The 26777-nt window shown below is 61.2% G+C and carries 18 protein-coding genes, 1 pseudogene and 1 riboswitch; of the genes and pseudogenes, 7 read left to right on the forward strand and 12 right to left on the reverse strand.

Annotated elements, in window-relative coordinates; translation table 11 throughout:
- Positions 1-70: 70 nt before the first annotated feature.
- The 3 genes from HUS57_RS06480 to HUS57_RS06490 form a co-directional block, all read right to left on the reverse strand.
- Positions 71-430: a hypothetical protein gene (locus HUS57_RS06480; protein ID WP_173932048.1), complete on the reverse strand. Its 360-nt coding sequence runs from the start codon at positions 428-430 to the stop codon at positions 71-73.
- 115 nt (positions 431-545) lie between these two features.
- Positions 546-959 carry a nuclear transport factor 2 family protein gene (locus HUS57_RS06485; RefSeq protein WP_173932049.1) on the reverse strand — a complete coding sequence of 138 codons (414 nt, stop codon included), beginning with the start codon at positions 957-959 and terminating at the stop codon, positions 546-548.
- On the reverse strand, positions 956-1399 hold the full coding sequence (locus HUS57_RS06490; protein WP_173932326.1) for a YcgN family cysteine cluster protein: 444 nt from the start codon (positions 1397-1399) through the stop codon (positions 956-958). Before HUS57_RS06490 ends, HUS57_RS06485 begins: the two co-directional genes overlap by 4 nt.
- 115 nt (positions 1400-1514) lie before the next feature.
- Here HUS57_RS06490 and HUS57_RS06495 point away from each other — a divergent pair, with 115 nt between their 5' ends.
- Positions 1515-3575, forward strand: coding sequence for an OmpA family protein (locus HUS57_RS06495; RefSeq protein ID WP_173932050.1), 2061 nt, complete (start codon positions 1515-1517; stop codon positions 3573-3575).
- A 1005-nt stretch (positions 3576-4580) separates the two neighbouring features.
- Here HUS57_RS06495 and HUS57_RS06500 read toward each other — a convergent pair.
- Genes HUS57_RS06500 through HUS57_RS06520 form a run of 5 tightly spaced genes read right to left on the reverse strand, consistent with a single transcriptional unit; the run spans position 4581 to position 10378 of the window.
- A complete protein-coding gene (locus HUS57_RS06500; RefSeq protein ID WP_173932051.1) occupies positions 4581-5756 on the reverse strand; it encodes an energy transducer TonB in 1176 nt (391 codons plus the stop codon).
- On the reverse strand, positions 5753-6589 hold the full coding sequence (locus HUS57_RS06505) for an ABC transporter ATP-binding protein (RefSeq protein ID WP_173932052.1): 837 nt from the start codon (positions 6587-6589) through the stop codon (positions 5753-5755). The genes HUS57_RS06500 and HUS57_RS06505 overlap by 4 nt, the downstream gene beginning before the upstream one ends.
- Entirely contained in the window at positions 6589-7581 is a 993-nt protein-coding gene (locus tag HUS57_RS06510; RefSeq protein ID WP_173932053.1) for an iron ABC transporter permease, read from the reverse strand. The genes HUS57_RS06505 and HUS57_RS06510 overlap by 1 nt, the downstream gene beginning before the upstream one ends.
- Complete coding sequence (locus HUS57_RS06515; RefSeq protein ID WP_246727757.1) at positions 7578-8477, reverse strand: ABC transporter substrate-binding protein; 900 nt, start codon at positions 8475-8477, stop codon at positions 7578-7580. The genes HUS57_RS06510 and HUS57_RS06515 overlap by 4 nt, the downstream gene beginning before the upstream one ends.
- Positions 8474-10378 (reverse strand): TonB-dependent receptor, encoded by a 1905-nt coding sequence (locus tag HUS57_RS06520; protein WP_173932054.1) that lies wholly within the window; start codon positions 10376-10378, stop codon positions 8474-8476. The genes HUS57_RS06515 and HUS57_RS06520 overlap by 4 nt, the downstream gene beginning before the upstream one ends.
- A 122-nt stretch (positions 10379-10500) precedes the next feature.
- Positions 10501-10707: riboswitch (cobalamin riboswitch) on the reverse strand.
- A 222-nt stretch (positions 10708-10929) separates the two neighbouring features.
- Between HUS57_RS06520 and HUS57_RS06525 the strand changes: the two genes are divergently transcribed.
- From HUS57_RS06525 to HUS57_RS06540, 4 genes and pseudogenes are all read left to right on the forward strand, one after another.
- Positions 10930-12582 carry an ABC transporter substrate-binding protein gene (locus HUS57_RS06525; RefSeq protein WP_173932055.1) on the forward strand — a complete coding sequence of 551 codons (1653 nt, stop codon included), beginning with the start codon at positions 10930-10932 and terminating at the stop codon, positions 12580-12582.
- 88 nt (positions 12583-12670) lie between these two features.
- Complete coding sequence (locus tag HUS57_RS06530; RefSeq protein ID WP_210256057.1) at positions 12671-13708, forward strand: ABC transporter permease; 1038 nt, start codon at positions 12671-12673, stop codon at positions 13706-13708.
- A gap of 11 nt (positions 13709-13719) precedes the next feature.
- The gene (locus HUS57_RS06535; protein ID WP_173932056.1) at positions 13720-14877 is read left to right on the forward strand and encodes an ABC transporter permease; all 1158 of its coding nucleotides are present in this window, start codon (positions 13720-13722) and stop codon (positions 14875-14877) included.
- A 78-nt stretch (positions 14878-14955) separates the two neighbouring features.
- Positions 14956-17032 (forward strand): annotated as a pseudogene (locus tag HUS57_RS06540) (ABC transporter ATP-binding protein).
- A 105-nt stretch (positions 17033-17137) separates the two neighbouring features.
- Here HUS57_RS06540 and HUS57_RS06545 read toward each other — a convergent pair.
- Together HUS57_RS06545 and HUS57_RS06550 are read right to left on the reverse strand one after the other, a co-directional pair.
- On the reverse strand, positions 17138-18388 hold the full coding sequence (locus HUS57_RS06545) for a Zn-dependent hydrolase (RefSeq protein WP_173932057.1): 1251 nt from the start codon (positions 18386-18388) through the stop codon (positions 17138-17140).
- Positions 18389-18446: 58 nt separating this feature from the next.
- Positions 18447-19775: an aspartate aminotransferase family protein gene (locus HUS57_RS06550; protein WP_173932058.1), complete on the reverse strand. Its 1329-nt coding sequence runs from the start codon at positions 19773-19775 to the stop codon at positions 18447-18449.
- Between the two features lie 720 nt (positions 19776-20495).
- Here HUS57_RS06550 and HUS57_RS06555 point away from each other — a divergent pair.
- Positions 20496-22634, forward strand: coding sequence for a PBP1A family penicillin-binding protein (locus HUS57_RS06555; protein ID WP_348640561.1), 2139 nt, complete (start codon positions 20496-20498; stop codon positions 22632-22634).
- A 67-nt stretch (positions 22635-22701) separates the two neighbouring features.
- On the opposite strand, the gene HUS57_RS06560 is transcribed toward HUS57_RS06555, so the two are convergent.
- Together HUS57_RS06560 and HUS57_RS06565 are read right to left on the reverse strand one after the other, a co-directional pair.
- Positions 22702-23874 (reverse strand): CaiB/BaiF CoA-transferase family protein, encoded by a 1173-nt coding sequence (locus tag HUS57_RS06560; RefSeq protein ID WP_173932060.1) that lies wholly within the window; start codon positions 23872-23874, stop codon positions 22702-22704.
- 98 nt (positions 23875-23972) lie between these two features.
- Positions 23973-24908 carry an alpha/beta hydrolase gene (locus HUS57_RS06565; protein ID WP_246727758.1) on the reverse strand — a complete coding sequence of 312 codons (936 nt, stop codon included), beginning with the start codon at positions 24906-24908 and terminating at the stop codon, positions 23973-23975.
- A 143-nt stretch (positions 24909-25051) separates the two neighbouring features.
- Here HUS57_RS06565 and ettA point away from each other — a divergent pair, with 143 nt between their 5' ends.
- Positions 25052-26701 (forward strand): energy-dependent translational throttle protein EttA, encoded by a 1650-nt coding sequence (ettA, locus tag HUS57_RS06570; RefSeq protein ID WP_173932062.1) that lies wholly within the window; start codon positions 25052-25054, stop codon positions 26699-26701.
- Positions 26702-26777: the final 76 nt, after the last annotated feature.

A 26777-nucleotide genomic window follows, 5' to 3' on the forward strand; every position in this document is an offset into this window, starting at 1 on the left:
GCGGCGCCTTGGTGATCTTGCTCCCCGAGGTCGGACGTTTCGAACGTTCAGTTGTGCTTCCCCAGGAAGCCTAGATGAAGCGCAGCACCGGGCAATGGGGAGCGCGTGAGAAGACGACCTGCGCCCTGTGCCTGTGCTTCTGGCCGGAAACACGGATCGTATGGCGGTCGGCGCGCGTCACGCGCACTTTGCGCAGGCCGAGGCGGCGAGCTTTCTCGACGGCGCGGTCCGGGGTGCAGGCGCGTACCCGATGCGCTCCGCGATGTGGCGGATGCCAGCCCGGACGATGGCCCACAAAGAAGCCGCCCTGCGCGCCGTTTCCGCCAATGCTGAAATAGATGCGATCTGCCTGGGCTGTGGCAGGCGCGCCTGCCAGGGTGCCGAGCCCCAGAATTGCCGAAATGGCTGCAACCCTGATCTTGCGAAACATATGTGTACTCCCGTCTGTCAAGATGCCTACCGCCGAAGCGAATGACGCGATCCTGCCAGAGCGCATCTGAACCGGGCACGAACTGGCCATTCATGGTGTGTTAATGTGGGGATCACTAGCCCTGAAGGGCGGTCCGCAAAGCGCCAGGATCAAAACAGATTGTGAGGCGGGAGAGGCCGGCATCGTCGTCAATGTCCATGAAGACGCCGACGGAAAGCGCAAAACCCTGACCTTCTGCACCCGGGAGGCCTTCCATGGTCGCTAGATAGTTGCCCCTTAAGGTGAACTCGGTGGCTGCCCGCACGCCGCCGGGTGCGGTCATGATGGCGATATCGGCGGCTTGAGCACGAAAGTGTCGGGAGAGCCTGCCAAGATGCCAGTGGAAGATCTCGCGCCCGATGATTCGACCAATCCCGGGCAGGTCGAACGCAACGTTTTCGGAAAGCCGGGCTGCCAGTGCCTCCAACTCACCCGCATTGAAGGCGGTAAAGGCGCTTTCGATCAGCGCCCTTGTTTCTGCTTCACTCACGGTTCGCTCTCCAGAAGGTGCGCCAGATAGTCCTCCGGCTCGCTCAGCTCGTCCTCATGCGCTGACGTGCGCCCACGCACGGAGATGCCCGCCTTATGCACGGTTTCCGGGTCGCCGGAGACCAGCGGATGCCACCATGCAAGTTCCTTGCCTTCCGCCAGCAGCCTGTACGCGCAGGTGCTGGGAAGCCAGCCAAGCTCGAAAACGTTTTCTGGCGTAAGTTGTACGCAATCGGGGATGCGGGCGAGCCGTCCAGAATAGTCGGAGCATCGGCATGTAGCAGAGTCGAACAGGCGGCAAGCGACGCTCGTCCAGAGGATTTCGCCGGTGTCTTCATCTTCGAGTTTTGCCAGGCAGCACTTGCCGCAGCCGTCGCAGAGCGACTCCCACTCGGCATCGCTCATCGCGAGCAAGGGTTTGCTTTTCCAGAAAGGTTCCATGGGATGCATGTGGCGCGGGCCGGGGGCGAGGTCAAGCCGGCGGAAGCGGAGTTGCGGGAACCAAAGCCTTTTCTCGATCTTAATTGCTGGAAGGGACTCCCAGGAGCGATCAGAGATGACATCATCCCGCCATTTTCTCGCCGGAACCGCGCTGTGCCTGCTGATAGCCGCGCCAGCTCCCGCAATTGCCGCGCAGGCACCATCTGACGTTGAGCGTCCGCGCAGCGTGGGGTTGCCACTGATAGTGGCGCAGGCTGAATTACCCGGCGATGATGGTGAGCCCGGTGACGATTGCCCGCCAGGAACTGCAACGGGTGAGGATGGCGGCTGTGTGGTCCTTGAGGACGCAGTGCCACCACCTGAGGCAGATGTCCCGGAGGCGGAAGACGGTGCGCCCGAAGAGGCCGCTCCACCGGAAGAACCGGACGTGCCTGAACCTGAAGCCGAGAGCGAGGCGCCTGCTGAACCGGCCCCTGAGCAAGCGCCAGAGGAAGCCGCGCCGGAGGCCGAGGAACCCTCTCCCGCCGATGAAGGCGAGGAGACCGCGCCTCCCGCGGAGCAAGCGCCGGTAGACGTCGCGCCGGAAGCGGAAGAGCCGCCAGCGGCCGACGAGCCGGCCGAAAGTGGCGAGGAGCAGGAGGTGCCTGCTGAAGCCGCTCCTGCCGAGCCTCAGGCTGAAGAGCCCGGCGAGGATGCCTGTCCTCCTGGCACCGAACTTTCTGCTGCCGGCGAGTGCGTAACGATAGATGACGTTGAGGAAGCGGCGCCCGCTGAGGAGGAGGCTCCGGTGGAGGAGGCGCCTGCGGAAGCTGCACCAGAGGCTGAAGAGCCGCCTGCCGGGCAACCGGCCGATGCCGATGAGGAACAGGAAGTCCCTGCCGAAGCAGCGCCGCAGGAGACCGAACCCGAGAGTGAGGCACAGGAAAGTCCCGCGATAGAGGACGCAGGACCGGAAGAGGCCGCCCCGACCGAAGAGCCCGTTCTGGACGATGCTACAGAGGAGGCCATCGAAGAAGGCGTGCTGCCGGAAAACGCCGCTCCCGTTCTCGACAGCCAGAAGGAGATTATTAGCGAGCAACCCTCCAGCCAAGACGCTCCTCAGCCGGAAGTGGAGGAAGAGCCTCAGCCCCAGCAGGCTGAAGAGGTGGCTCCCCCGGAAACGGATCAGGAAGCCCAGGAAAATCTGGTCGACCGCGAACAAGTGCGTGAGGAACTGCGTGCAATCCTGCAGGAGGAGGGTCGCCGTATAGACCTCGGAGATGATCCCGAGCTTCGCCGCGAAAGGCGCCGCGAGTTCTTCCAGCCCAGGGAAGACGCACGAGTCCTCCGTCGATACGACGATGACCGCATGATCATTGAATGGGGCGATCGCGAATTCGTACGCAGCCCCGATTATGACCGCATCATACGCCGGGGCGATAATGTCCGGTATGAGGAACTGCGCGGCGGCTACCTGCGCGAGGTCGTTGAACGGAGGGATGGAACGCGCGTCATCACCATCCGCAACCGTTACGGAGACGTGGTGCGCCGTGTGCGCGTGACGGCAGATGGGCGTGAGTATGTTATGGTCTATGTCCCGGAAGAGCGGCTGCGCGAGCCAAGGCGATTCCGCGATCCAGCCCGTGAGTTGCCGCCGCTGCGGCTCACCATTCCGGTCAGCGAATACATCCTGGAGGCTGAAAGGGTGCAGGATCCGCGTCGCTATTACACCTTCCTCGGCCTGCCGCCTGTAGAGCCGGTGCGCCGCCTCTATACGCTGGACGAGGTCCGCTACTCCGCCCGGGTGCGCGACATAGTGCGGCGGATCGATCTAGACACGATAGAATTTGCTCTCGGTTCAGCGGCAATCGAGGAAAGGGAAATCCCGAAGCTGGAGTCGCTCGCAGAAGCTATGCTGGAGTTGCTGGAGCGCAACCCGGGGGAAACCTTCCTCATCGAGGGCCATACCGATGCAGTTGGGCCTGAACACGTCAATCTTGCTCTTTCGGACCGACGGGCGGAGTCAGTGGCCGAAGCACTGACGGATGTCTACGGCGTGCCGCCGGAGAACCTGGTTACGCAAGGTTACGGGGAACAATATCTGAAGGTGAACACGCAAGCGGCCTCGCGTGAGAACCGGCGCGTGGCGGTGCGTCGGATCACCCCGCTCGTCGCCCCGGTGGCAAGCGCCCAATAAACCTTTCTGCTCTTTCTGAGTAAAAGGCAGCCCGGACGGTGTTCACCGGCCGGGCTTTTCTTGTCTGTTTCACTGCTTACCCCTCCGGCAACCTCCTAGCCGGATGAAGAGAGACTGAATTGTCTTAGGTTCCTCTTTGGGTGAGTTCTGATTCACCGTGGTGGCTAAGGAAGGAGGCCAGGAAGGATGGCGGCCGTATCCGATGGTCTTCGCGAACCTGGCGTGGCGGCGCAGTAGGAAGGATGTCGCGGCACCAGGCAGGCCACAGCCAGGTCGAACAGTTCCTGTCCAAGCTGAGCACCACCTGCCCGACGAGGCCAGCGGTCAACACGCGCAAACGGTTGCAAGATCACCGGCCACATCCCCAACTCGGATGTCCGGCCGACAATGCAAAATACTTCGCAAATGCCGGTTACGCCAAAACCTAATTCATCCCGCTCTAATCAGGGCAGCCGAAGGGAAGGAAAGATGCCGTTCGGCGAAGGAAGTACCGACCGGCAGGAGGGATAAATTCCTTGCGTTCCCGGCGGACATTGCTGGCGTACAACCGGCCGGCAGGCCGGATAATGGCCGATTGTCCCTGGTGGGCATAGCTCGGGGGTACGCGGACGTACGCAATTTCCACCCAATAGCACAGAGCCGGGCGGACATTGCGGCCAGAGGGAGCGGGACCCGGAGTTGATGCTTGAAATGCCCGTCTGGGCAAAGGTTTGTGAGGGGACGATGAGGATGATAGTGCAGGCGAGGGCAAAACCGGCGAATACGCTCGTCATCAGTCTCCCGCAGGAGAACCCCTCGTATTTGGGATGCTTGTCCATGATTTCCAGCGCATTGCTAAGCGCATCTCCTTAACGGCGGAACATTGGCAGCCAGCTTCCTTCCACTGAATCGATACCCTGATGGGGCAGAGCTCGGTCGGGGGTTTGGCTTGCCAGTCCCAAGCCACGTAGCTTATTCCCTTGTCGGACAAGCGTCCAACATATTCATCGCGGAATCGATCCTCGCCTAGCGGCTGAAACGCAGAGTGACGGTAAAGGTATAGTTTGGGCCTCCAATCCCCTCGGGCAAACGGGGGTAGGGGGAGGCACGCCGCGCAATGGCCATCGCTTCCTCATCGAGAATGCCATGGCCGGAACTCCTGGCAACGCGTGCCCCGGCAAGCCGTCCCTGCCGGTCGATGGTGAGGGCGAGGCTTGTATCGCCCGTGATCCCTTGGCGCGCAGCTTCTCTCGGATAGCGCTTGTAACGAGCCACGTGGCGGAAAAGCCGCTGCTTATAGGCGTCTTCCTCGCCAGCCGTCGCTTCGCCTCTGCTTCCCGACGAAGGCGCGAGCGTTTGTCGTGTAATGCCGTTTGCCGCTCGCGCGCTTCCGGCTGCAGGCGCCGCTTGTCGGCGACTGGAGGCGTTGGCGGGGATATCCTGAGCGGCCGCTGCCTTAGGTGATTGTTGGCGCGGCCGTGCCGGCCGCGGAGTGGGTGTCGGCACATTCACCCGCGGCAGGACTACGGTTGAGAGCTCCTCCCCATCCTCTTGCGGAGTTTCCATTGCCACATCGGAAAAGCCCAGCGTCATAGCCGCCGTGCTCTCCTCCTGCGGAACTTCGCCCGCTTCAACCGCCTCCGGGTGCATAGCCTCCGGTTCCTGCGGTACGGCTTCCGCAGTTTCGGCCGCCTCTGGCGGAGAGGGTTCCGGACTTGTTATGGGAGCCGGTTCCTCGTCCGCTGCGATGCCAGCCTCTTCGATGGGAAGGTCCGGCTCGGGTGCGGTGGTTTCATCGGCGGAAAGCTCTGTCTCCATCTCCGCAGCCACTGAAGCGGCGGCGTCCGGGCTGGTTGCGAGCACGGCAGGGGCGGGCTGCACAATGATTGCGACGCTGATTGCATCGCTTCCCGCCTCCAGCCCGGTACGGGCGGCGGTCCCCGCGAAAAATGCCACTGCCAGCCCGTGCAGCGTCACGGAGACGACAAGTGCAAATGCAAGGGCGACCGGTCGGCCGCGCCGGACGGGAGGGCGGACGAGCGGCACCGCCGCAGCGGACAGCGGACCGGAACTTGTGTCGGGATCAAAGATATCCGCTTCGACCGGAGGCCCAGTGTCCGTAACGGGATCCGGTTGATGCGGCTCTACCGGCTCGGCCTCAACCTCCCCGTTGATGCCATCCTTTTCCGGCCAGGCAATCATGGACCGGTGTCACCTCGTGTCAGACCGGTGGGAACGAGAATCATGCCGCCGGCCGCTTTTGCGATATGGGCTTTAACGCCGTAGACGGAAGAAAGGCACTCGGCGGTCAAGATTGCATGGGGCGCACCTTCGGCCACCAGCCGGCCTTCTTTCAACATTACTACGCGGTCGCACCATCGCGCCGCCAATGTCAGGTCGTGCAGAGAGACGAACACGGCCCGCCCTTCTGTGCCAAGACGGCGCAGAGCCTCCATCATCATTATCTGGTGCGCAGGATCGAGGCCGGATGCCGGCTCGTCGAAGACAAGGAGCGGCGTCGCCTGTGCGACCGCCCGCGCTGCAAGGACGCGTGCCTGCTCACCGCCCGAAAGCTCCGTCGCGGGACGGTTGGCAAGGGCGGCAATGTCCATCAGCTTCAATGCCGCCTCTACTGCCTTTGCATCCTCGTGAGTGGGACGCGCCCCGAAGCGGCGCCAGGGGAGGCGGCCGAGGCTCACCACATCGCGCACGGAAAGCCGCCAGCCGATGGTGCGCGTCTGCGGCAGATAGGCAAGAATGCGCGCGCGGCGGGCAGGATCGAGGGCGGCCAGGTCCTCGCCGCCGAAGCGCATGCTGCCCGCCGACGCGAGGGCGGCCAGGTCCTCGCCGCCGAAGCGCATGCTGCCCGCCGACGGCGTCACCAGCCCCGCAAGGGCGCGCATCAAGGTGGACTTTCCCGCTCCGTTGGGGCCAAGCAGTCCAACGACCTCGCCCGCTGAGAGCGAGAAGCCTGCACCGCGAAGCACCTGGCGGCCGGAAAGGGAAACGTCGAGTTGTCCGACTTCAAGCCGCATCAGGTGAACACCTCCCGTCCCGCCCGAACGACCAGCCAGAGGAAGAACGGCGCGCCGATGAGCGCCGTCAGCACACCTACATTAAGTTCGCCCGCCGGCAGAACCAGGCGTGCTGCCACATCTGCCGCAAGCAGGAGCGCCGCGCCGCCGAGCCCAGCCGGCAGGAGCAGCCGGCTCGGCAACCGATTGGTGAGCGGACGGATAAGATGCGGAACGACAAGACCGACGAAGCCGATCGTTCCGGCCACGGCAGTAGCCGCACCAACGCCAAGCGCGACTCCGAGGATCACGAAGAGACGGGCGCGGCCCATATGTATGCCGAGGCTGGCCGCTGCCTCCTCGCCGAGCGATAGTGCATCTACTGCGCGTGCCGAGATGGCGATCAGGATCCAGCCTGCTGCCATCAGTGGCACAGCCAGGATCACATGCTCCATCGACCTGTCCTTCAGCGAACCGAGAAGCCAGAAGATGATCTCATAGCTGGCGAATGGATTGGTCGAAAGATTGAGCACGAGCGAGGTGAGCGCCCCGGAAAGGCTGGAAAGCGCGACACCGGCCAGAATCAAGGTGAGGGTGGAATTGGTGCGCGCCGCCAAGGCTATCAGGACGATGACCGCCAGAAGAGCGCCCATGAGAGCGCCGAGGGGGAGCGAGTAAAGCGATGCGCCCGCAAGGCCGGTGTAGAAGATTGCCACCGCCCCGAAGGCGGCCGTCGCCGAGACGCCGATAATGCCCGGCTCTGCCAGCGGATTGCGCAAGAAACCTTGCAACACTGCGCCTGCAATTCCAAGGGTGAAGCCGATGCCAAGGCCAAGAAGCGCGCGGGGCAGGCGGATCTCCCGCATGATAATCGCCGCTGCCTCGCCGCCGCCGGCGAAAAGGCCGCGAATGCTCTCGGAAAGACCAAGATCCGCTGGACCCACAGCCATGGAGGAAAGAAAAAGGACCAGCGCCAGAACGGCGAGCGACGGGTTGAGAACGGCAGGTCTCATTGCGCCTCGCTGCATGAAGCGATCTCGTCGCGCAGCTCCGCGAGGACCTTCACGGCCTCAATGACCGCAGGGCCGCCGCATGACCAGGCACTTGACGGGACGAAGGGACCGATGCGGCTGTCCTTAAGCATCTGCAGAGCGGCATGGTGCGGAACACGGTCGCCGAGAGAAGGGGCATCTTCATAACCTGACGGCGTGATGATGAGGTCGGGCTTCTTTTCAACGACCAGTTCCAGAGGAAACGGTGCCATGCCTTCCACCCCTGCTTCGGCGGCAAGATTGCGGAACCCCGCAACCGAGAGCACGGAATCGGCCAGCGTGCCACGCCCAAGGGCAATGCCGTTCTGATCATAGACCAGTGCGACAGGGCGGTAGGGGCACTGATGAGCCGCAACCTGCTGAAGCTCGGCCTCGAAGCTCGCGGCCAACGTCTCCGCTACTGCCTCGTGGCCGAGGAGTTTGCCCATGCGGCGTATCTCTTCAGGGATTGTCTCGACAGTCTGTATGAAACTGAACTCCTCTACGCGAAACCCCAGCCGCCGCAAGAGACCCGTCGTGTTGTGAAGTGAGTAGGTTCCGGTGACGACGAGATCGGGCTGTGCCAGGAACACCTCTTCGGCCAGGCCGCGATTGACAGGGAAGTTCTGCGCCTGCCGGTACAAGGGGGAAAGCGTCGGGTCGCGCGCCAGAAAGGAGATGGATGCCAGCTGTCCCGGTGCTGCCAGCGCCATGGCTAGCTGATCGGTGCAAAGATTGAGCGACATGACGCGGGCAGGGGGTCGTGCGCCAGCAAGGACCGGCTGCGGCCAAAGCAAAGCCGGCGCGACGAGAGTCGCACCGGCGTAAAGAGCCATGCCGGAAAAAAGCGAAGCGTGTTTCCGGCAGCTTGTCATCATTGGCCCAGCCTGGCCTTGAAACCCGCGAAGACCGAGAAGCCTGGCGTATTGAAGCCGCGTGCGGTCTGGTAATCCTGATCAAGCAGGTTTTCCACCCGCAGGTAAAGCTCAGTCTGGTCGGTGGGATGGTAGGCGACCTTCGCGTTGAGCAGGAAGTAATCGTCCAGTGCGGCGTCATCCGTGTCCACCGTGTCGATGGCGATCTTGCCGGCAGCAGAAATGGTCCACTTTTCCGCCGGCTTGTACGAAGCCATAAGGCCTATCGAATGGCGCGGTACACGCGGAAGCCTGGCCCCGGTCTGGTCAACGGAATGGGTGTATGTGTAAGCGCCGGCGAGGGAAAGCCGATCGTTCACGTGATAACTGAGCGAAGTTTCCACGCCGCGCGCAGTGGAAGTGCCCGGTATCTGGATATACTGGCACTCGAATGGCACGACGTCGATGCAGTCAATCAGGTTGTCAATTCGAAGCTGAAAATAGGTTACATCCGCGATCAGTCGACCGTCTAGAAAACGCTGTTCGAGCCCGATGTCGAAGCTGGTGCTCGTTTCCGGCTGAAGATTCGGATTTCCGATCGGCACACCGCCGACATAAAATGGTGGCGCAAAGAGCTCATAAAGGCTTGGCGCGCGGAAGCCCGTGCCGAAGGAAGCGTGAAGCCTCGTGTCGGTTGCAGAAAACAGATAGGATGCGGAGGCGCGATAGGTTGTCTCCCCGCCAAAGCTGCTGTGCTCGTCATGGCGCAGCCCGAGGGTGAGCGTTAGATCCTCGACGGGCGTCAGCAAGCCTTGCCCCCAGAAGCCGGTATTGTTGGCGGAAGCATTGATGGGCAGCGAACCGGCATCGTCAGTAAACTGCGCATTCTGTCGCTCGTAATCGGCACCATACTGGAGCGTCAGCCACTCCGTGGTCTCCAAGGAGCCTTGATACTCCGCCTTGAACCGCTCGCCCTTATAGTCGGCATTGTACGGACCGAACGACGATTCGGTATGAATATCGCGGTTCAGCGCAAGACCCTGCACGGCAAAGGTGTTCTTGAGCCGCCCATCCATCAGGTCGATGTTGAAGCCTGCGCGACCGGCAAGCTGGCGGCTCTTGTTTCGGTTGGCGTGAAAGGGATCATCCTGCGGCGGGATGGAGAATGCGTCGTCGAACTCGGCCTCGGCATCAATGAACAGCGCGGAGCCGAAGACGGAGAACATGTCTGAAAATTCATGCTCGCCGGCAATATCCATCGTGATGTTCTCGTAGCCATCGCGCTCGGTGCCGGATGCGGCGGCGGAAAACCCGTCCGTGTGCAGGCCGGTCGCATTGAAGGACAGGCGGGATTGCGTGGTGGCTGCGCGCAGCCCGTATCCGGCGCGTGCCGTGCCGAAGGAGCCGCCTTCACCGGCGATGATGTGGCTGACGCCAGGATCAATGTCGCCGAGCGTTGAAAGGCTGATGACGCCGGCGATAGCCTCCGAACCGTAAAGCGTGCTTTGCGAACCCTTGAGGACCTCGATGGAATCGATGCCGCCTGAAAGAAGATATTGGTAGGAGGTCTGGACCTGTGTGTTGGTCGGATCGGAAATATCGATTCCGTTGAAGAGCGTCTTGGCATAGCGGCGCGGCGCACCGCGGAGCGAAAGGCTTGTCTCCGTGCCCGGCCCGCCCGGCGAGGTGGTGGAGACACCAGGCAGCAGGTCGAGATAGTCCGTCACGAGCGGCATGGACTGCTCTTCGATCTCCTCGCGGCTGATGACCGAGACGGACGAACCGGTTTCCGCAAGCGCTGCGGGCGCCCTATTGGGCGTGACCACGATCACCCCTAGGTCGTGGTCCTGTGCGCCGGCAGTGCCTGCGACCAGAGCAATGGCGAGCGCCGAAGCGCCGATGAATAATCTGTTAGCAGCGGTCATTATCCCCTCCGCGCTTGAACCCGTTATGCTGGAGGGAGTCGGCCTTTTTGCGGCCCGTCTCCGCCAGCGATGACTTGTTCGTCACCACTGCGAAAACCACAGCCCCGGAAGCTGCCCGCATCCGGACGGTGACGACCCGAGGCAGGTTTCCTGGCTCGCGCTTCCCCGGCATCCTCGCCTTCCCGGGCCCAAGGCCCAGTGGCATTCGAGGAGACCTCCGCGCTCACAGTTGCGGGAGCAGCCGCGGTTGGGGCGAAAAGGCCCTTCCACGTTCCCTTTTAACCCTGCCGCCTGAAAGGCCGCCGGGCACCTCTGGTACATCGGACGCAGTATCAAGCCCCCTCGGCGGCGTCAATTGGATGAAGGCGGACTAGGCTCGTTCGATGATGCAGAATGTGGAAAGATGACTTCAGCGCGCGCTGAACTGAATACAGGAGGAACTTTGGCGGCAGACGCTCAAAGATGTTTTTGACAACAAGATCGTGATGCGAAATGCTCGAAACAGAGCAAGCGAACACAGTACAAAAGAAGAAAAACGGGAGGGTGCGGCGATGAAGTTTTTCAGAAGTGGCAGGGGCGAAGTCCCGTCGCGGATTGCCGCACTGGGTGAGAAGGTACGTTCAGGAAGGATGGACAGGCGCGAATTCCTGGCGCTCGCCAGCATCTTCGGCGCTACCACCGCCGGGGCCTATGCAATGGCCGGCCTTGCCGCACCCGTGAGCGCACGGGCAGACGAGCCTCGGAAAGGCGGCGTCCTGAGGCTCGCCATGTGGATCAAGGACCCGAAGGACCCGATGACGGCCGACTGGTCGGAGATTGCCAATGCCATGCGCCAGACGCTGGAGCCGCTTGTGAAGTACACGCGCGACTTCACCTTCGAGGGCCGCCTTCTCGAAAGCTGGGAGGTCAACGAGGACGCTACCGAATATATCCTGCACGTCCGGCAAGGCGTCACCTGGAACAATGGCGACGGTTTCAACGCTGATGACGTAATGTACAATCTCAACCGCTGGTGTGACCAATCCGTCGAAGGAAACTCCATGGCCACCCGCGTCGCCACGCTTATCGACCCGGAGACAGGGAAGGCGCGCGCCGGCGCCATCGAGAAGGTGGATGACTATACGGTGAGGCTGTTGCCGGCTGAACCGGACATTTCGCTGATTGCCGGCTTCGTCGATTATCCCGGCCTGCTCGTCCATCCCAGCTTCGATGAGACCGGACGCGACTTTGTCGCCAATCCGATTGGAACGGGCCCGTTCGAACTGGTTTCCTACCAGGTCGGTGATCGGGTGGTGCTGAAGCGCCGTGAAAACGGCACATGGTGGGGCGGCGAGCCTCATCTCGATGGGGTTGAGTTCATCGACTACGGCACCGATCCTTCAGCGATGGTTTCGGCCTTTGAGGCGGGCGAGGTCCATGCCAATTACGAGACCAGCGCTGATTTCGTGGATATTCTGGATGGGCTCGGCCTGGTAAGGAACGAGGTCGAAACTGCGGCGACCATCCTTGCCCGCACCAATGTCGAAAATTCACCCTATGACGATCAGCGGGTGCGCAGAGCCCTGCAACTCGCGGTCGACAATCCAACGGTCCTGGCTCTCGGCTATGACAATGCGGGCAGCCCGGCCGAGAACCATCACGTCTCTCCCATTCACCCGGAATATGCTGAGCTTCCGCCGATCACGCGCGATGTGGAACAGGCGAGGGCCCTTATGGAAGAGGCCGGCCAGTTGAATTTCGAGCATGAACTTATCACGGTAGACGAGGACTGGCACAAGAACACCGGCGATACGATTGCGGCACAGCTCCGGGAGGCGGGTTTCAAGGTGAAGCGCACCGTTCTTCCAGGATCAACCTTCTGGAACGATTGGACAAAATACCCTTGGTCGATGACGAACTGGAGCATGCGGCCGCTTGGTATTCAAACGGTGGCTCTCGCTTACCGTTCAGGTTCGTCCTGGAACGAGGCAGCCTACTCGAACCCGGATCTGGACGCGCTGATCGATGAAGCGCTCACCATCCCTGATCCAAATAAGCGTCGTACCGTCATGAAGGACATCCAGCAGCACATTCAGGATGCGGGCATCATCATCCAGCCCTATTGGCGCAAGCTATACAACCATGCCGTACCAGCGGTGAAAAACTACGGCGTGCACCCATCGTTTGAGATTGACCTGCATGACGTCTGGCTTGAGGAGGCGTGAGCCGGACCGGCGGACCTTACGGCTGCCGCAGGCGGCGCCGCGCATCGATGAAGAACGTTGAGCGCCCCGAGGAGGGGCAGGGGAAACGGTGCAGAGCTTCATCATCCGACGTCTCGGCGTGATGGCGCTGACAATGCTGTGCCTGACGCTGATCGTTTTTTTTCTGGTTAATCTGGAGCCAAACCTGCGGAGGCTTGCGATCAGCCAGATGGACATGCGCGCCTCTATCGAGGACCAGGAGCGATGGCTTGAACGCAACGGCTACCGCCAGAATTTCCTTATGCGTTACGGACAGTGGCTTGGCGTCCTGCCCAAGCAGCCGAACCTGGACGCTGAGACAGGCAAAGCCGTTCCCCGTTTTCCCTATTGCCGCGAGCCGGCGTCGGCGCGCTTCTCCGGCGTTCTTCAGGGCGATTTCGGTTGTTCGACGAAGTTCAAGGTCCCCGTCGCACAGAAGCTTTTTCCGGCGCTGGGTGCGACGGGCGTCCTGATGTTCTGGGTAATGGCGGTCATGGTGCCGGTGTCGCTTATCATCGGCGTGTTGGCAGGTATGCGCGAGGGCAGCCGCACCGACCGCGCATTATCTATTGCGTCAATCACGACAGCGGCAACGCCGGAGTATATTTCCGGCGTCATCTTCACCGTGATCTTTGCCTTCTGGCTTGGCTGGCTCAATGGCTCTGCGGCATCCGCAACGCATCAGGGCGTCACCTTCCACAATTTCACTTTGCCGGTTATCACAATGGCCACCTATGGCACCGGCTATATCGCCCGCATGACCCGCGCTTCCATGGTGGAGGTGATGGCACAGCAATATATCCGCACGGCGCGGCTCAAGGGGCTGAGCTTTCGTGCCGTGGTTCTCAGGCATGCGCTCAGAAATGCGCTAATTGCACCCTTCACCGTCATCATGCTCCAATTTCCATGGTTGCTGACTGGCGTCGCCATTGTAGAGGTCATGTTCCGCTACCAGGGATTCGGTTTCACACTGATAGAGGCGGCATCCAACAACGACATCGACCTGCTGCTTGCCTGCTCCCTGATCTCCGTTTTCGTGGTGCTGGTGACGCAACTCGTTTCCGACGTTGGGTATGCAGTTCTCAATCCGCGGATTCGCGTGCAATAGGGAGAGGCGGGATGCACCTGGATTCAATCGGGTTCCCCGCCATTGCGGCCGCCATGATCGCGCGGTTCTTGCCCGTATGGATTGCACTCGCTGCCATCCTCCTGCCGAGCTTCAAATTCCGAAAGCGCCTCGGCCTTTACGGGCAGCTTCTCGAAACGGGCGTGGGTGTCGCGGGGCTTGCCATCTGCCTTTTTTGGCTTTTTACGGCCGTCTTTGCCGATATCATCGCGCCCTTCGATCCGCTGAGGCAGATCGTGATCATGAAGAATGCCGCGCCTGGGACCATAGAGCCTGAGTCCGGCCTACCCTTTATCCTTGGCGGCGACAGGCTCGCTCGCGACGTGTTCTCCCGCGTGGTCTTCGGCAGCCAGATCGTGCTGGTGATTGCGCCTGCGGCGACCCTCTTTTCGCTGATGGTCGGCACGATGCTTGGCCTGCCGGCGGGATATTACGGGGGCAGGGTCGACGGCGTACTTTCCTTCCTGGCGAATCTGGTGCTGGCGTTTCCGGTGATCCTGCTCTTTTACCTGCTGGTCACGCCGGGCATTCGCGAGACTGCTATTCCCCAATGGCTCGGCGGCGTTTTCCTGGTCTTTCCGATCGCCTTCTTCGTGATGCTGTTCTGGACGCGCTATGCCAGCCGGCCTGGGCTTCTTGCCGTGCAGCTTGGCGCAACCCTTCTTATCGGCGGCTGGATTTATGCCGGACTCGTCTTCGATGCCGATCCGTTGCGCATCATCTCGATTGCGCCGAACGAGCTGAATATTTTCGTCGCCGTGGTCTTCGCTTCGAGTCCGGGCGTTTTCCGCATCGTGCGCGGACTCACAATGGACATCAGGACGCGCGACTATATTGCCGCCGCCCAGACGAGAGGCGAGAGCCCCTGGTACATCATGCTGTGGGAGGTGTTGCCCAATGCGCGCGGGCCGCTGATCGTGGATGCATGCCTGAGGATTGGCTACACGGCCATTCTGCTCGGAGCACTCGGCTATTTCGGCCTGGGACTGGCGCCTGAAAGCCCGGACTGGGGCACTGCAATCAAGGAATCGAGCCGCCTGCTCCGGGCCGATGTGCACCCGGCACTGCCGCCCGTGATGGCGCTGATGTCTTTCGTGCTCGGCCTCAATCTCGTGGCTGATGCTCTGCGCGAACAATCCATGAAGGACTAGCGGTGGCAAGGAGAAAACCTGGCGTTAAATTGAACTCTTACCTGCATCCAGCTCCGCCAGCGGAATGAAAGCCATGTCATGAAGGAAGCCATCAGCGAAGGCGCTTCGGCAATGGAAGCTCCCCTGCTGGAGATTGAGAACCTTTCCATCTCCTTCTTCACCAAGGGCGGCGAGTTTCCCGCCGTGACAAACTTCTCCTGCACGGTCATGCCCGGTGAGGTAATGGGTATCGTTGGGGAGTCCGGCTGTGGCAAGTCCACCGTCGCTCTCGGCATCATGCGCGATCTGTCCGTTGCCGGAAGGATCGTTGGCGGCCGGGTCAGGTTCAAAGGCCGGGATATGGCCGAAATGAGCGAGCAGGAGCTGCGGCACATTCGCGGCAACGAGATCGCCATGATCTATCAGGAACCGATGGCCAGCTTGAACCCGGCCATGAAGATCTGCCGCCAGCTCATGGAGGTGCCGCTCGTCCACGAAAAGGTTTCGCGGCGGGAGGCGTGGAACAGGGCACTCCAGATGGTGCAAGCGGTGCGCCTGCCTGACCCCGAGCGCATCATGCGCGCCTATCCGCATCAGCTTTCCGGGGGCCAGCAGCAGCGCGTCGTCATCGCTATGGCGCTCTTGTCGAAGCCTTCACTGCTGCTTCTTGATGAGCCGACTACGGCGCTCGACGTCACCGTCGAGGCGGGCATCGTGGACCTCGTAAAGGGGCTTAGCCGGCAATACGGGATGTCGATGATATTCGTATCGCACAATTTGGGGCTCATCCTGGAGACATGCGATCGTGTCACCGTGATGTATTCGGGCGAGGCGGTGGAAACGGGCAGGGTCAGGGATGTATTCGACCGCACGCGCCATCCCCCTGCCGGGAGCGGACAAGAACGAGCGGCCCCTGATCGCAATTCCCGGTCAGTTGCCATTGCCACAGGAGCGTCCGCGGGGGTGCAATTTTGCTCCACGTTGCCCTTACACCGTGAAGGGCCTATGCGATCAGGCGGAAATTCCGATGCTGGCAATGGATGGTGATGCGGGGCATTTTTCCCGTTGCATACGCTTTGGCGAGATCGACTGGGCGGGGTACCCCACGCGCGGGAAAGTGCCGCGCGAGCCGGTAAAGCCTGGCTCCATGATGCTGAAGGTCAGTAATCTGAAGAAATACTACCGAGTGGCGGGAAGCGCTGTCTTCGGCGGGGAAGGCCGCAGCGTGAAAGCCAACGAGAACATCAGTCTTGAAGCACGGCAGAGCGAGACGCTCGCGATTGTAGGTGAATCTGGCTGTGGCAAGACAACCCTCGCGAAGGTGCTTCTTGGCCTTGAGACCGCGACGGGCGGCACCGTCACCATGGGCGATGCCGAAATCCAGTCGACGCCGGTGGAGGAGCGTCGAGGCGAGGTGGTCGCCGGCATTCAGATGGTCTTCCAAAATCCTTTCGACACGCTCAATCCCAGCCATTCCGTGGGCGCCCAGATCATGCGCACCCTGGAAAAATTCAAGGTGGGAAAGACAGTCCGGGAGCGGAAGCGCCGGATGCTGGAAATGCTGGACCTCGTCAAGCTGCCGCGCGCATTTGCCAGCCGGATGCCACGCCAGCTTTCCGGCGGCCAGAAGCAGCGCATCGGGATTGCCCGTGCCTTTGCAGGCAATGCAGCCGTGGTGGTCGCCGATGAGCCAGTTTCCGCGCTGGACGTTTCCGTTCAGGCCGCCGTGACTGAGCTGCTGATGGATATTCAGCGCAGGAACAGGACCACCATGCTCTTCATCAGCCACGATTTGTCGGTGGTGCGCTATCTGGCTGACCGGATCGTGGTCATGTATCTCGGCCATATCGTCGAGCATGGCACGACTGACCAGATCTTTGCGCCGCCCTACCATCCCTACACCGAGGCGCTGCTCTCGGCCATTCCGATCGCCGATACATCGGTGCGCAAGAAACGCATCGTACTTGAGGGGGACATCCCCTCCGCCGTGAACCCGCCCTCCGGCTGCCCGTTCCAGACCCGCTGCCGTTACAAGCACCTGGTGCCCAATAGGCTGTGCGAGCGTTGTCTACCGCCCTTCAAGGATCTGGGCGACGGGCACAGGAGCCTTTGCTGGCTGACAGATGAAGTCCTCTCCAAGATGGAACCGGTAATCCGGACGGGCAGGAAGCCTTAAGCATTTCTGTTTCTCGCGAGCCGGTTGCTGCAAACGGCGGAGCTTTTACGCGTGGCAGCGGAGAGCCTTGCGCAAGCAACAGCAAGGTAGAGAAAGGTGACTGACCTAGTCGACGATCTGCGCCGTCGCCACCACGGCATGAAACAGAACATCGGCCCCGGCCTGCGCCCACTCCTTGGTAATCTCTTCCGCCTCGTTGTGGGAAAGCCCGTTCACACAGGGGCACATGATCATCGCGGTGGGCGCAACCCGGCTGATCCAGCAGGCATCGTGACCCGCGCCGGACACGATGTCCCGAAAAGAATAGCCAAGATGTTCGGCAGCAGCGCGGATCGTTTTCACGCAGTCTTCATCGAAGGTGACCGGATCGAAGTGGCCTACCTGTTCCACCTCATGGGAAATGTCCATGGCTTCGCACACGGTTTCGATGCCCTGGCGGATGCGTGAGTTCATCGCGTCAAGCACCTTCTTGCTCGGGGAACGAATATCGATGGTGAAGACCGCACACCCAGGAATGATGTTTCGCGAGTTGGGATAGACTTCCATATGGCCGACTGCGCCCACGGCATCGGGTTGATAGTCCATCGCCACCTCGTGCACGAGTTCCACGATCCGCGCCATGCCGAGCCCTGCATTGCGCCGCCTGTGCATCGGCGTCGTCCCGGTGTGGCTCTCCTTGCCGGTGAGGGTTACTTGCAGCCAATAGAGTCCCTGACCGTGCGTGACGACACCGATGTCAATTCCTTCCCTTTCAAGAATCGGGCCTTGCTCGATGTGCAGCTCGAAAAAGGCTTTCATCTTGCGCGCACCTACGGGCTCGTTGCCCTTGTAGCCGATCCGCTCCAATTCCTCACCGAAAAGTTTGCCATCTGCATCCTGCCGGGCATAGGCCCACTCAAGATCATGCACGCCGGCAAAGACCCCGGAGGCGAGCATGGCGGGCGCGAAGCGCGACCCTTCCTCATTGGTCCAGTTGGTGACCACGATAGGATGCTTTGTCCTGATGCCGAGATCATTGAGCGTACGCACCACCTCCAGCCCGCTCAGCACTCCGAGCACGCCGTCATAGCGCCCGCCGGTTGGCTGGGTGTCGAGATGCGAGCCGACATAGACGGGTAATGCGCCGGGTTCGGTGCCCTCGCGGCGGGCGAACATGGAACCCATTGCGTCAATCGAAATGGTCGCTCCGGCCTCCTCGCACCATCTTGCGAATAGCGCGCGCGCTTCTGCATCCGCATCTGTCAGCGTCTGGCGGTTGTTGCCGCCTGCCACACCCGGACCGATCTTCGCCATTTCATGGATCGTGTCCCAAAGGCGGTCGGCATTGATCCGCAGATTCTCGCCGTGAGCGGCCATTCCACGATCTCTTTCTCGGGCGGGGACGGCTGGCTCCGGAGAGCCGGCCGCCGGTATCTCAGTCTATGGCCTTCAGAGTCTTTCTGACATGATCGACAAGCTCGTCGATCTGTGCCTTGGAGATGATGAGGGGCGGAGACAGGGCGATGATGTCGCCTGTCGTGCGGATCATGTAACCACTCTCAAAAGCATTGAGGAAGGCTGAAAAAGCACGCTTGGTTGGCTGACCGGGAATTGGCTCCAGCTCGATCGCGCCGACAAGGCCGATATTGCGGATGTCGATGACGTGCGGCGCATCATTGAGGGAATGCAGCGCGTCTTCCCAGTACTGGCCGATTTCTTCGCCACGCGTCAGCAGCCCTTCTTCCTTATAGGTTTCCAGCGTAGCCAGTCCGGCGGCACAGGCGATCGGGTTGCCCGAATAGGTGTAGCCGTGGAAGAACTCGATCATGTGCTCCGGGCCGGTCATGAAGGCGTCGTGGATCTCCTTCTTAACGAAAACCGCGCCCATCGGGATGACGCCGTTGGTCACGCCTTTCGCCGTTGTCATGATGTCCGGCACCACACCGAAGTAATCGGATGCGAAGGGAGTTCCAAGCCGGCCAAAACCAGTGATGACTTCATCGAAGATCAGGAGGATGCCATACTTGTCGCAGATCTCGCGCAGCCGCTTCAGGTAACCTTTTGGAGGCAGCAGTACGCCCGCAGAGCCTGCCACCGGTTCGACGATGACTGCAGCAATCGTGGAAGCATCGTGCAGGGCAACGAGACGTTCAAGCTCGTCGGCAAGTTCAGCCCCATGTTCCGGTACGCCTCGGGAAAATGCGTTCTTCTCGATGAGATGCGTGTGCGGCAAATGGTCGACGCCTCCAAGCAGCGTGCCGAACATCTTCCGGTTGGCTACGATGCCGCCGACCGAAATGCCGCCAAAATTGACCCCGTGATAGCCCCGCTCTCGGCCGATCAACCGGGTGCGCGAACCTTCTCCCTTCACCCGATGATAGGCGAGGGCGATCTTCAACGCTGTTTCTACCGATTCTGAACCGGAATTTGTAAAGAACACATGGTCCATGCCTTCGGGTGCAATGTCCACGAGGCGGTTGGCAAATTCAAAGACGATCGGATGGCCCATCTGGAATGCCGGCGCATAGTCGAGCTCGCCGGCCTGGCGGCGGATCGCCTCCGTGATCTTCGGGCGGCAGTGCCCTGCATTGACGCACCAAAGGCCTGACGTGCCATCCAGAACCTTGCGGCCATCGTCGGTCGTGTAATGCATGTCCTTGGCCGAGACCAGCATGCGCGGAGCTTGCTTGAAGTGCCGGTTCGCGGTGAACGGCATCCAGAATGCGCGAAGATCGTTCGGCTTTGTGCCGAGGCGGTCCAACATCACCAAGCCTCCTTCCTCTCTATCGTCCCGGTCACGCTTGGTACGTGCGCAGATAGCTGCGAAAAAGAACTAACCGTCAGACAAGGTTATCGTCGCCAGGAGGACGGTCAATACTATTCTAGAGGTTCATCCCCCAGCTTGCGCGCGCCAGGTTGGCCTAAATGATTGGACCAGAAGCTTCGCGGAGCAGCACCCGCGAGCTGGAGATGAGGAAATGCCTTCCTCCGCTTCAACCCGGTGCGCTTCAGCAGTGCCTTTGGTGAAATGTGGCCGCTGTCATGGTTTCTGCGGAGCCTTGTAATTGTGATCCCTGAAGCCGGAGGAAATCCCCCAGCACCTGGGGAAAAAAGGCTGCGTTTTCGCATGAGTGGTTCCTGGAACTGAACAAAGCGGCCTGTTTCTCGTTGCTGTCATTGCACTGACATTCTGGGCGACGGAGGCAATGACATGGCTGGAAGGACCGGTGCTTCGCACAGCGAAGGGGGTAAGGCAGCACGCCGCCTCAACCGGTCCGGCCATCTCCGCGCCGATGAGGAGGCAGGATTTGCCGAGACCCGGGGTGCCTTGAGGCAGTTCGGCGCCGCTCTTCGTCATGACATTGCTGCAGCATGGAGGCGCGCAGCCGACCGGCTCGCGAGCAGGAAGAAGCGACAGGCAGCAAACCGGCCCCCACACCAACGGGCGAAGCGAGGCAGCGTCGTTTTGCGGGCCGTGCGAGGAATTGCGGCTGCCCTGGTCGTTGCCACGGCTGCGCTGATTGGCTTGGCCGTGTGGGCGCTGCACGACATTCCATGGCAGGAGATTGCGGACGGGTCGCTGGCACCGGTGGTGGTGCTGGAAGCCTCGGACGGACAGGAACTCGTCAGCCATGGTCCCTATCAGGGCGCCTATGCCAGCTATGATGATTTTCCGCGACATCTTGTCGATGCCGTCATCAGCGCCGAAGATCGGCGTTTTGAGGAGCATTTCGGGCTCGACCCTATCGGCATTGGCCGCGCCGCGCTCAACAATCTGAAAGCCGGCACAATCGTGGAGGGTGGCAGCACGATCACCCAGCAACTCGTCAAGATCAGCTACCTGGAACAGGAGCGCACCTTCAAGCGCAAGGTGCAGGAAGCCGTGATTGCCCTGTGGCTTGAGCGCCGGCTCGGCAAGCGTGAAATCCTCACCCGCTACCTCAACAACATCTATCTGGGTGCAGGCGCTACCGGGGTGCCGGCGGCGGCCCGTGTTTACTTCAACAAGGAGGTGGGTGATCTGGATGCCGGTGAATCGGCGCTGCTTGCAGGTCTCATCCGCGCGCCTTCGCAGCTCAATCCGCTGGAAAATCCCCAGGCGGCAAGGCGAAGGGCGGAAATGGTGCTCGCCACCATGGTGGCCGATGGCAAGATCGATTCTTCCGTGGCTGAGGAGGCAAAGCGCCATTTTGCCGAACTGAATCCTACAAGACCGATGGCACGCTCGGGAAGCTGGTTTGCCGATTGGGCAAGTGAAGCCGCGCGCGAGATCGCCGGGCCTTATCGGGGAACGATCCGGGTCAGAACCAGCCTCGATCCGCGCCTGCAGGAGATCGCCGAAAGGGTTGTTGTTCAGCTTCTGGAGAGCGAGGGCGCAGCGGCCGGCGCTTCCCAGGCCGCACTTGTGGCGATGCGGCCGGATGGCGGCGTCGTGGCAATGGTAGGCGGCCGCGATTATGACGAGAGCAGCTTCAATCGTGCCGTCACGGCGCAGCGCCAACCCGGTTCGGCTTTCAAGCTCTTTACATATTACGCGGCGCTCAAGGCAGGCTATTCGCTGGACGATATCGTGGAGGATGCACCGATAAAGATAGACAATTGGGAGCCTCAGAATTTCAGCAATGATTATCTCGGTCCGGTTACGCTCGCTGAAGCTTTCACCCGCTCCCTCAATGCGGCAACGGTCTGGCTGGCGCAACAGATTGGTCTGGAGAACGTCATAGCCGCGGCGCGCGAACTGGGGATCGACGCCCCATTAGGCGAGACACCAAGCCTTATGTTGGGCAGCTATGAAGTGAACCTTCTCGATCTTACCGGAGCCTATGCCTCGGTGAGGGCGGGCAGGGCTCCAATCGAACCCTGGGGGATCGCTTCCTTCCGGGCCGAGGGTCAGCCGCGGGCATTCAGCGTTGGGCCGCCGAAGCCTGTCGAGACCGATGTCAGGCCGTATCAGGCTGATATGGTGAGGCTCTTGCAGCTCGTGGTGGAGCAGGGCACCGGCACGGCCGCAGCGCTTGACGGTTTCGCGGCGGGCAAGACGGGAACAAGCCAGAATTTTCGCGACGCGTGGTTCATCGGCTTCACGCGGTCCCTCGTTGCTGGCGTCTGGGTCGGCAATGATGACGACGCGCCGATGCGGGAAGTTACGGGCGGCAGGCTGCCCGCCAGGATCTGGCATGATTTCATGGCCGAGGCGATGCAGGTTCTAGGCGAGGAGGGCGATGCTATCCGGCCTCCCCCATCAGCCTCTTCAGGCGGTGCCTCCATCGTGTCGGCCGATAGCGGTCTTGCAGATTTCGCACCCCAAGGGGCGGCGGCGGATGCCCCCGCGGTATGGCGCGGGGCTGCTTGCGATATCAATGCCTGTTCGCGCAGATACCGCTCCTTCCGTGCGGAGGATTGCACCTACCAACCCTATGGTGGAGGCGCCCGCCGGTTATGCCCAATACCGCCGGCGGCCGCCGAAGCCGAGCGTGCCGCGCCGGTTCAGGCCGTCGGCGGCCAGCAGCAACTTCTTTCTTGCAACTACCGCGCTTGTTCGCGGTATTATCGGTCGTTCCGGCCAGCCGACTGCAGTTACCAGCCCTATGGCGGCGGTCCGCGTAGACTGTGCCAGCGCTGATCGCTTTTTTTTCGGTATGACGTTGATGGCTAGCGCCGGATGCCGAACTTGCAGAGACTTGCGGTCTTCATCCCTCGTCTTGCAGCTCGCGCAGTATCTCTTCCGTGTGCTCGCCGAGCCTTGGGGCAGGGCGCTCGTAGGTTAGCGGCGTCTGCGACATTACGATTGGCGCGCGGACCGATGGCAGTATATTGCCGCGCCCGTCGTCGAGCGAAAGACGCATGCCTCGGGCAGCCGTTTGCGGGTCGTCGAACATCTCTGCGATCGTGTTGATGGGGCTTGCGGGCACGCCGGCCTCCTCAAGCTGCTTGAGCAGCACATCCCGCGCGAAGGTCTTGAGGTGCTGAGCCAGTCGAGCCCGCAACTCGGCACGGTTGGCCACGCGTGCGGCATTGGTGGAGAAACGTGCGTCTGTGGCCAGCTCCTCCAGGCCCGTCACGTTGCAGAAACGTGCAAACTGCCCGTCATTACCGACTGCAAGGATGAAATGGCCGTCCTCGACCTCAAAGACCTCATAAGGTGAAATGTTGGGGTGGGCGTTGCCCATGCGCACCGGAGCCGTGCCGGAAACGAGATAGTTCAGGTTCTGGTTCGCCAGTACGGAAATCTGAGTGTCGTAAAGGGCCATGTCGATGTGCTGCCCCTGTCCGGTCTGCTCGGCGTGGCGAAGCGCAGCCTGAATGGCGATTACAGAGTAAAGCCCGGTGAAAATGTCGGTTACGGCCACACCAACCTTTTGCGGCTCGCCGTCGGCCGGCCCCGTGATCGACATCAGCCCCGACATACCCTGGATAATGAAATCGTAACCTGCCCGTGGCGCGTAGGGTCCGTCCTGGCCGAAGCCGGTGATGGAACAATAGACGAGGCGGGGATTCACGGACTTGAGGCTCTCATAGTCGAGACCGTATTTCTTCAGTCCACCGAGCTTGAAGTTTTCGATAAGGACATCGGCCGTTGCGATCAGCTTGAGAAGGACAGCGCGGTCCTTCTCAAGGCTGAAATCGAGGGCGATGGAGCGCTTGCCGCGGTTGGTCGAGTGGTAATAGGCTGCCGACAGGTTGTCGCCGTCCTTCCCCTCGACGAAGGGCGGTCCCCACTTGCGGGTGTCGTCGCCTCCATCGGGATTTTCGACCTTGATTACATCGGCGCCAAGATCGGCCAGGAGTTGCCCTGCCCAAGGTCCGGCAAGAATACGGGCAAGCTCGATCACGCGGACGCCTTGGAGCGGCGGTTGTGTCATGGTCTAGAACTCCTTGAAAGCATTGCCGGTCGGCGGCAGGGGCTCACTAACAGAAGTGCGGGCCATCTGCCATATGGGTGATGGACCCGCAAGGATCATCAGCCGCGCAGCGCCTGTTTAGCCCAGAGTACAAAATCATCCATCACCTCTGTCCGGTTGACCTCATTGAGAGATTCGTGCCGGATATGTGGGTAAATCCTTGTTTCCAGATTCGAAAAGCCTTTTCGGCGCAGCCGCTTCTCGAGCTCTTTTATGGATTTGCCATTCCCGGTGGAAGGATCCGCACCGCCGCCAGCTAGCTGGATGGGCAGAGTCTTGTCGACCGCGGCAAATGACTGCCGGCGGGTGATTGCAAGATTGAAGTCGAAAATGGCGTTCCACATTCCGATGCTGGGCAGCCAGCCGCAGAGCGGGTCTGCGATGTACTTCTCGATGGTTACAGGATCGCTGGAGATCCAGTCGAATTGCGTGCGGGCGTCAGGCAGGCTTTCCGCCCAGCGGTGGAAGGTGAAAAGCGGCATCAGCCGGGATGGCACATCCGATCCGAGGCGGAGCCGCTCCCATGAAAGCACAATTTTTGCGGCACGCGCCGTTGGAATGGTGGTGATCGGGACGTTCCACAGCGCCGCCGCCGCGACAGGAGGGAAATGCCTGGCAAGAAAAGTAAGCGCGATCATCGCGCCCATGGAGTGGCCGAAGAGAATGACGGGCAGTCCCGGATAGGTAGCGGCAATATGCCCATGCACCGCAAGCACGTCCTCCAGCACATGGCTCGCGGCCGCCTTTCCTTGGCCGAATGAGCCCATCGGCGCACCCGGCGCAACTGTGTGGCCATGCCCTCGATGGTCGTGCGCAACGACATGGAAGCCGCGTTCTGAAAGAAAACCAGCAAAGGGCCCGTAACGACCGGCATGTTCGGCAAGGCCGTGATTGATCTGGACGACTGCTCGCGCCTTCTGCCGCGCTTGGCAGGCGTAAAGTTGCAGGCACGCGCCTGTTGGCGTGCTCAGCTTCGTTGCAGTGTCGAATGCCACATTGCTCCCCGGACGGCTTTCGCCTACATACGCCGCAACCTTACCGGTGATTGGTAATGGTGGTGAATGGTCAGCGGCTACGCCATGACTACTTTTGCCGCTCCCATTCACCATTCAGTTTCATCCACGGAGCGGTATGCCCCATGGCACGTCAATTCATCTATCACATGTCCGGGCTGAGCAAGGCTTATGGCGCCAAGAAGGTCCTGGACAACATCAACCTGTCCTTCTACCCCGACGCCAAGATCGGTATCCTGGGGCCGAACGGCGCGGGTAAATCTACCGTGCTTCGCATCATGGCTGGGCTCGACAAGGAGTTCACGGGCGAGGCTTGGCTTGCCGAGGGGGCGACGTCGGGCTATCTGCCACAGGAGCCGCAGCTCGATCCGTCTTTGGACGCCTTGGGCAATGTCATGCAGGGCGTGGCTGCCAAGAAGGCCATCCTCGACCGTTACAACGAGCTCATGATGAACTACTCGGACGAGACGGCCGAGGAAGCGGCCAAGCTTCAGGACCAGATCGACAGCCAGAATCTATGGGACCTGGAAAGCCAGGTGGAAATGGCTATGGAAGCGCTGCGCTGCCCGCCCGGCGACGCGGATGTGACGAAGCTTTCCGGCGGTGAGAAGCGGCGGATCGCGCTCTGCCAGCTCCTTCTGCGCCAGCCAGACCTGCTTCTGCTTGACGAGCCGACCAACCATCTCGATGCGGAAACGACTGCCTGGCTTGAAAGGCATCTGCGCGAATATCCCGGGGCCGTGCTGATCATCACCCACGACCGCTACTTCCTCGACAATGTCACAGGCTGGATCCTGGAGCTGGACCGAGGCCGCGGCATTCCCTATCAGGGCAATTATTCGGCCTATCTTGAGGCGAAGGCCAAGCGCATGCAGCAGGAGGGCCGCGAAGAGGCTGCCCGCCAGAAGGCGCTGGCCCGCGAGCGGGAATGGATTTCGGCAAGCCCCAAGGCGCGGCAGGCTAAGTCCAAGGCTCGAATCCGCGCCTATGACGAACTGGTGCAGGCCGCAAGCGACCGGCGGCCCGGAGACGCCCAGATCATCATTCCCGCTGGCGAGCGTCTGGGAAATGTGGTGATCGAGGCGGAAGGGTTGAGCAAGGGGTATGGCGACCGTCTCCTGATCGAGGATCTTTCCTTCAAGCTGCCGCCCGGTGGCATCGTCGGCGTGATCGGCCCCAACGGCGCCGGTAAGACGACGCTTTTCCGCATGATCACCGGGCAGGAGCAGCCCGATTCCGGTTCGATCCGAATAGGGGATACGGTGAAGCTTGGATATGTCGATCAGAGTCGCGATACACTCGCACCAGATAAGACGGTCTGGGAGGAGATTTCGGGCGGAAACGACGTCATCAAGCTCGGCAAGCATGAGGTGAACTCTCGTGCCTACTGCTCTTCCTTCAATTTCAAGGGTGGCGACCAGCAGCAGCAGGTCGGAACGCTTTCAGGCGGCCAGCGCAACCGCGTGCACATGGCCAAGTTGCTCAAGGAAGGCGCCAATGTCCTCCTGCTCGACGAGCCTACAAACGATCTTGATACTGAAACGCTGGCGGCACTTGAAGATGCGCTGGAGAATTTTGCTGGCTGCGCTGTGATCATCTCTCACGACCGCATGTTCCTCGATCGGCTCGCGACTCACATCCTTGCCTTTGAGGGCGATAGCCACGTCGAATGGTTTGAAGGCAACTTCCAGGAATACGAGGCGGATAAAGTGCGCCGTCTGGGGCCGGATAGCATCAATCCGCGGCGTGTCACCTATAAGCGGCTGACCAGGTAAGGTTCTGCGGGTACGTCAGCACCCGCAGCGCCCACGAAAGCAATTTGCAACCAATTCCCTGTATTGGAAGTTGGCA

The sequence above is a fragment of the Chelativorans sp. Marseille-P2723 genome (genome assembly GCF_902809845.1).
In the GTDB taxonomy this organism is placed as follows: domain Bacteria; phylum Pseudomonadota; class Alphaproteobacteria; order Rhizobiales; family Rhizobiaceae; genus Chelativorans.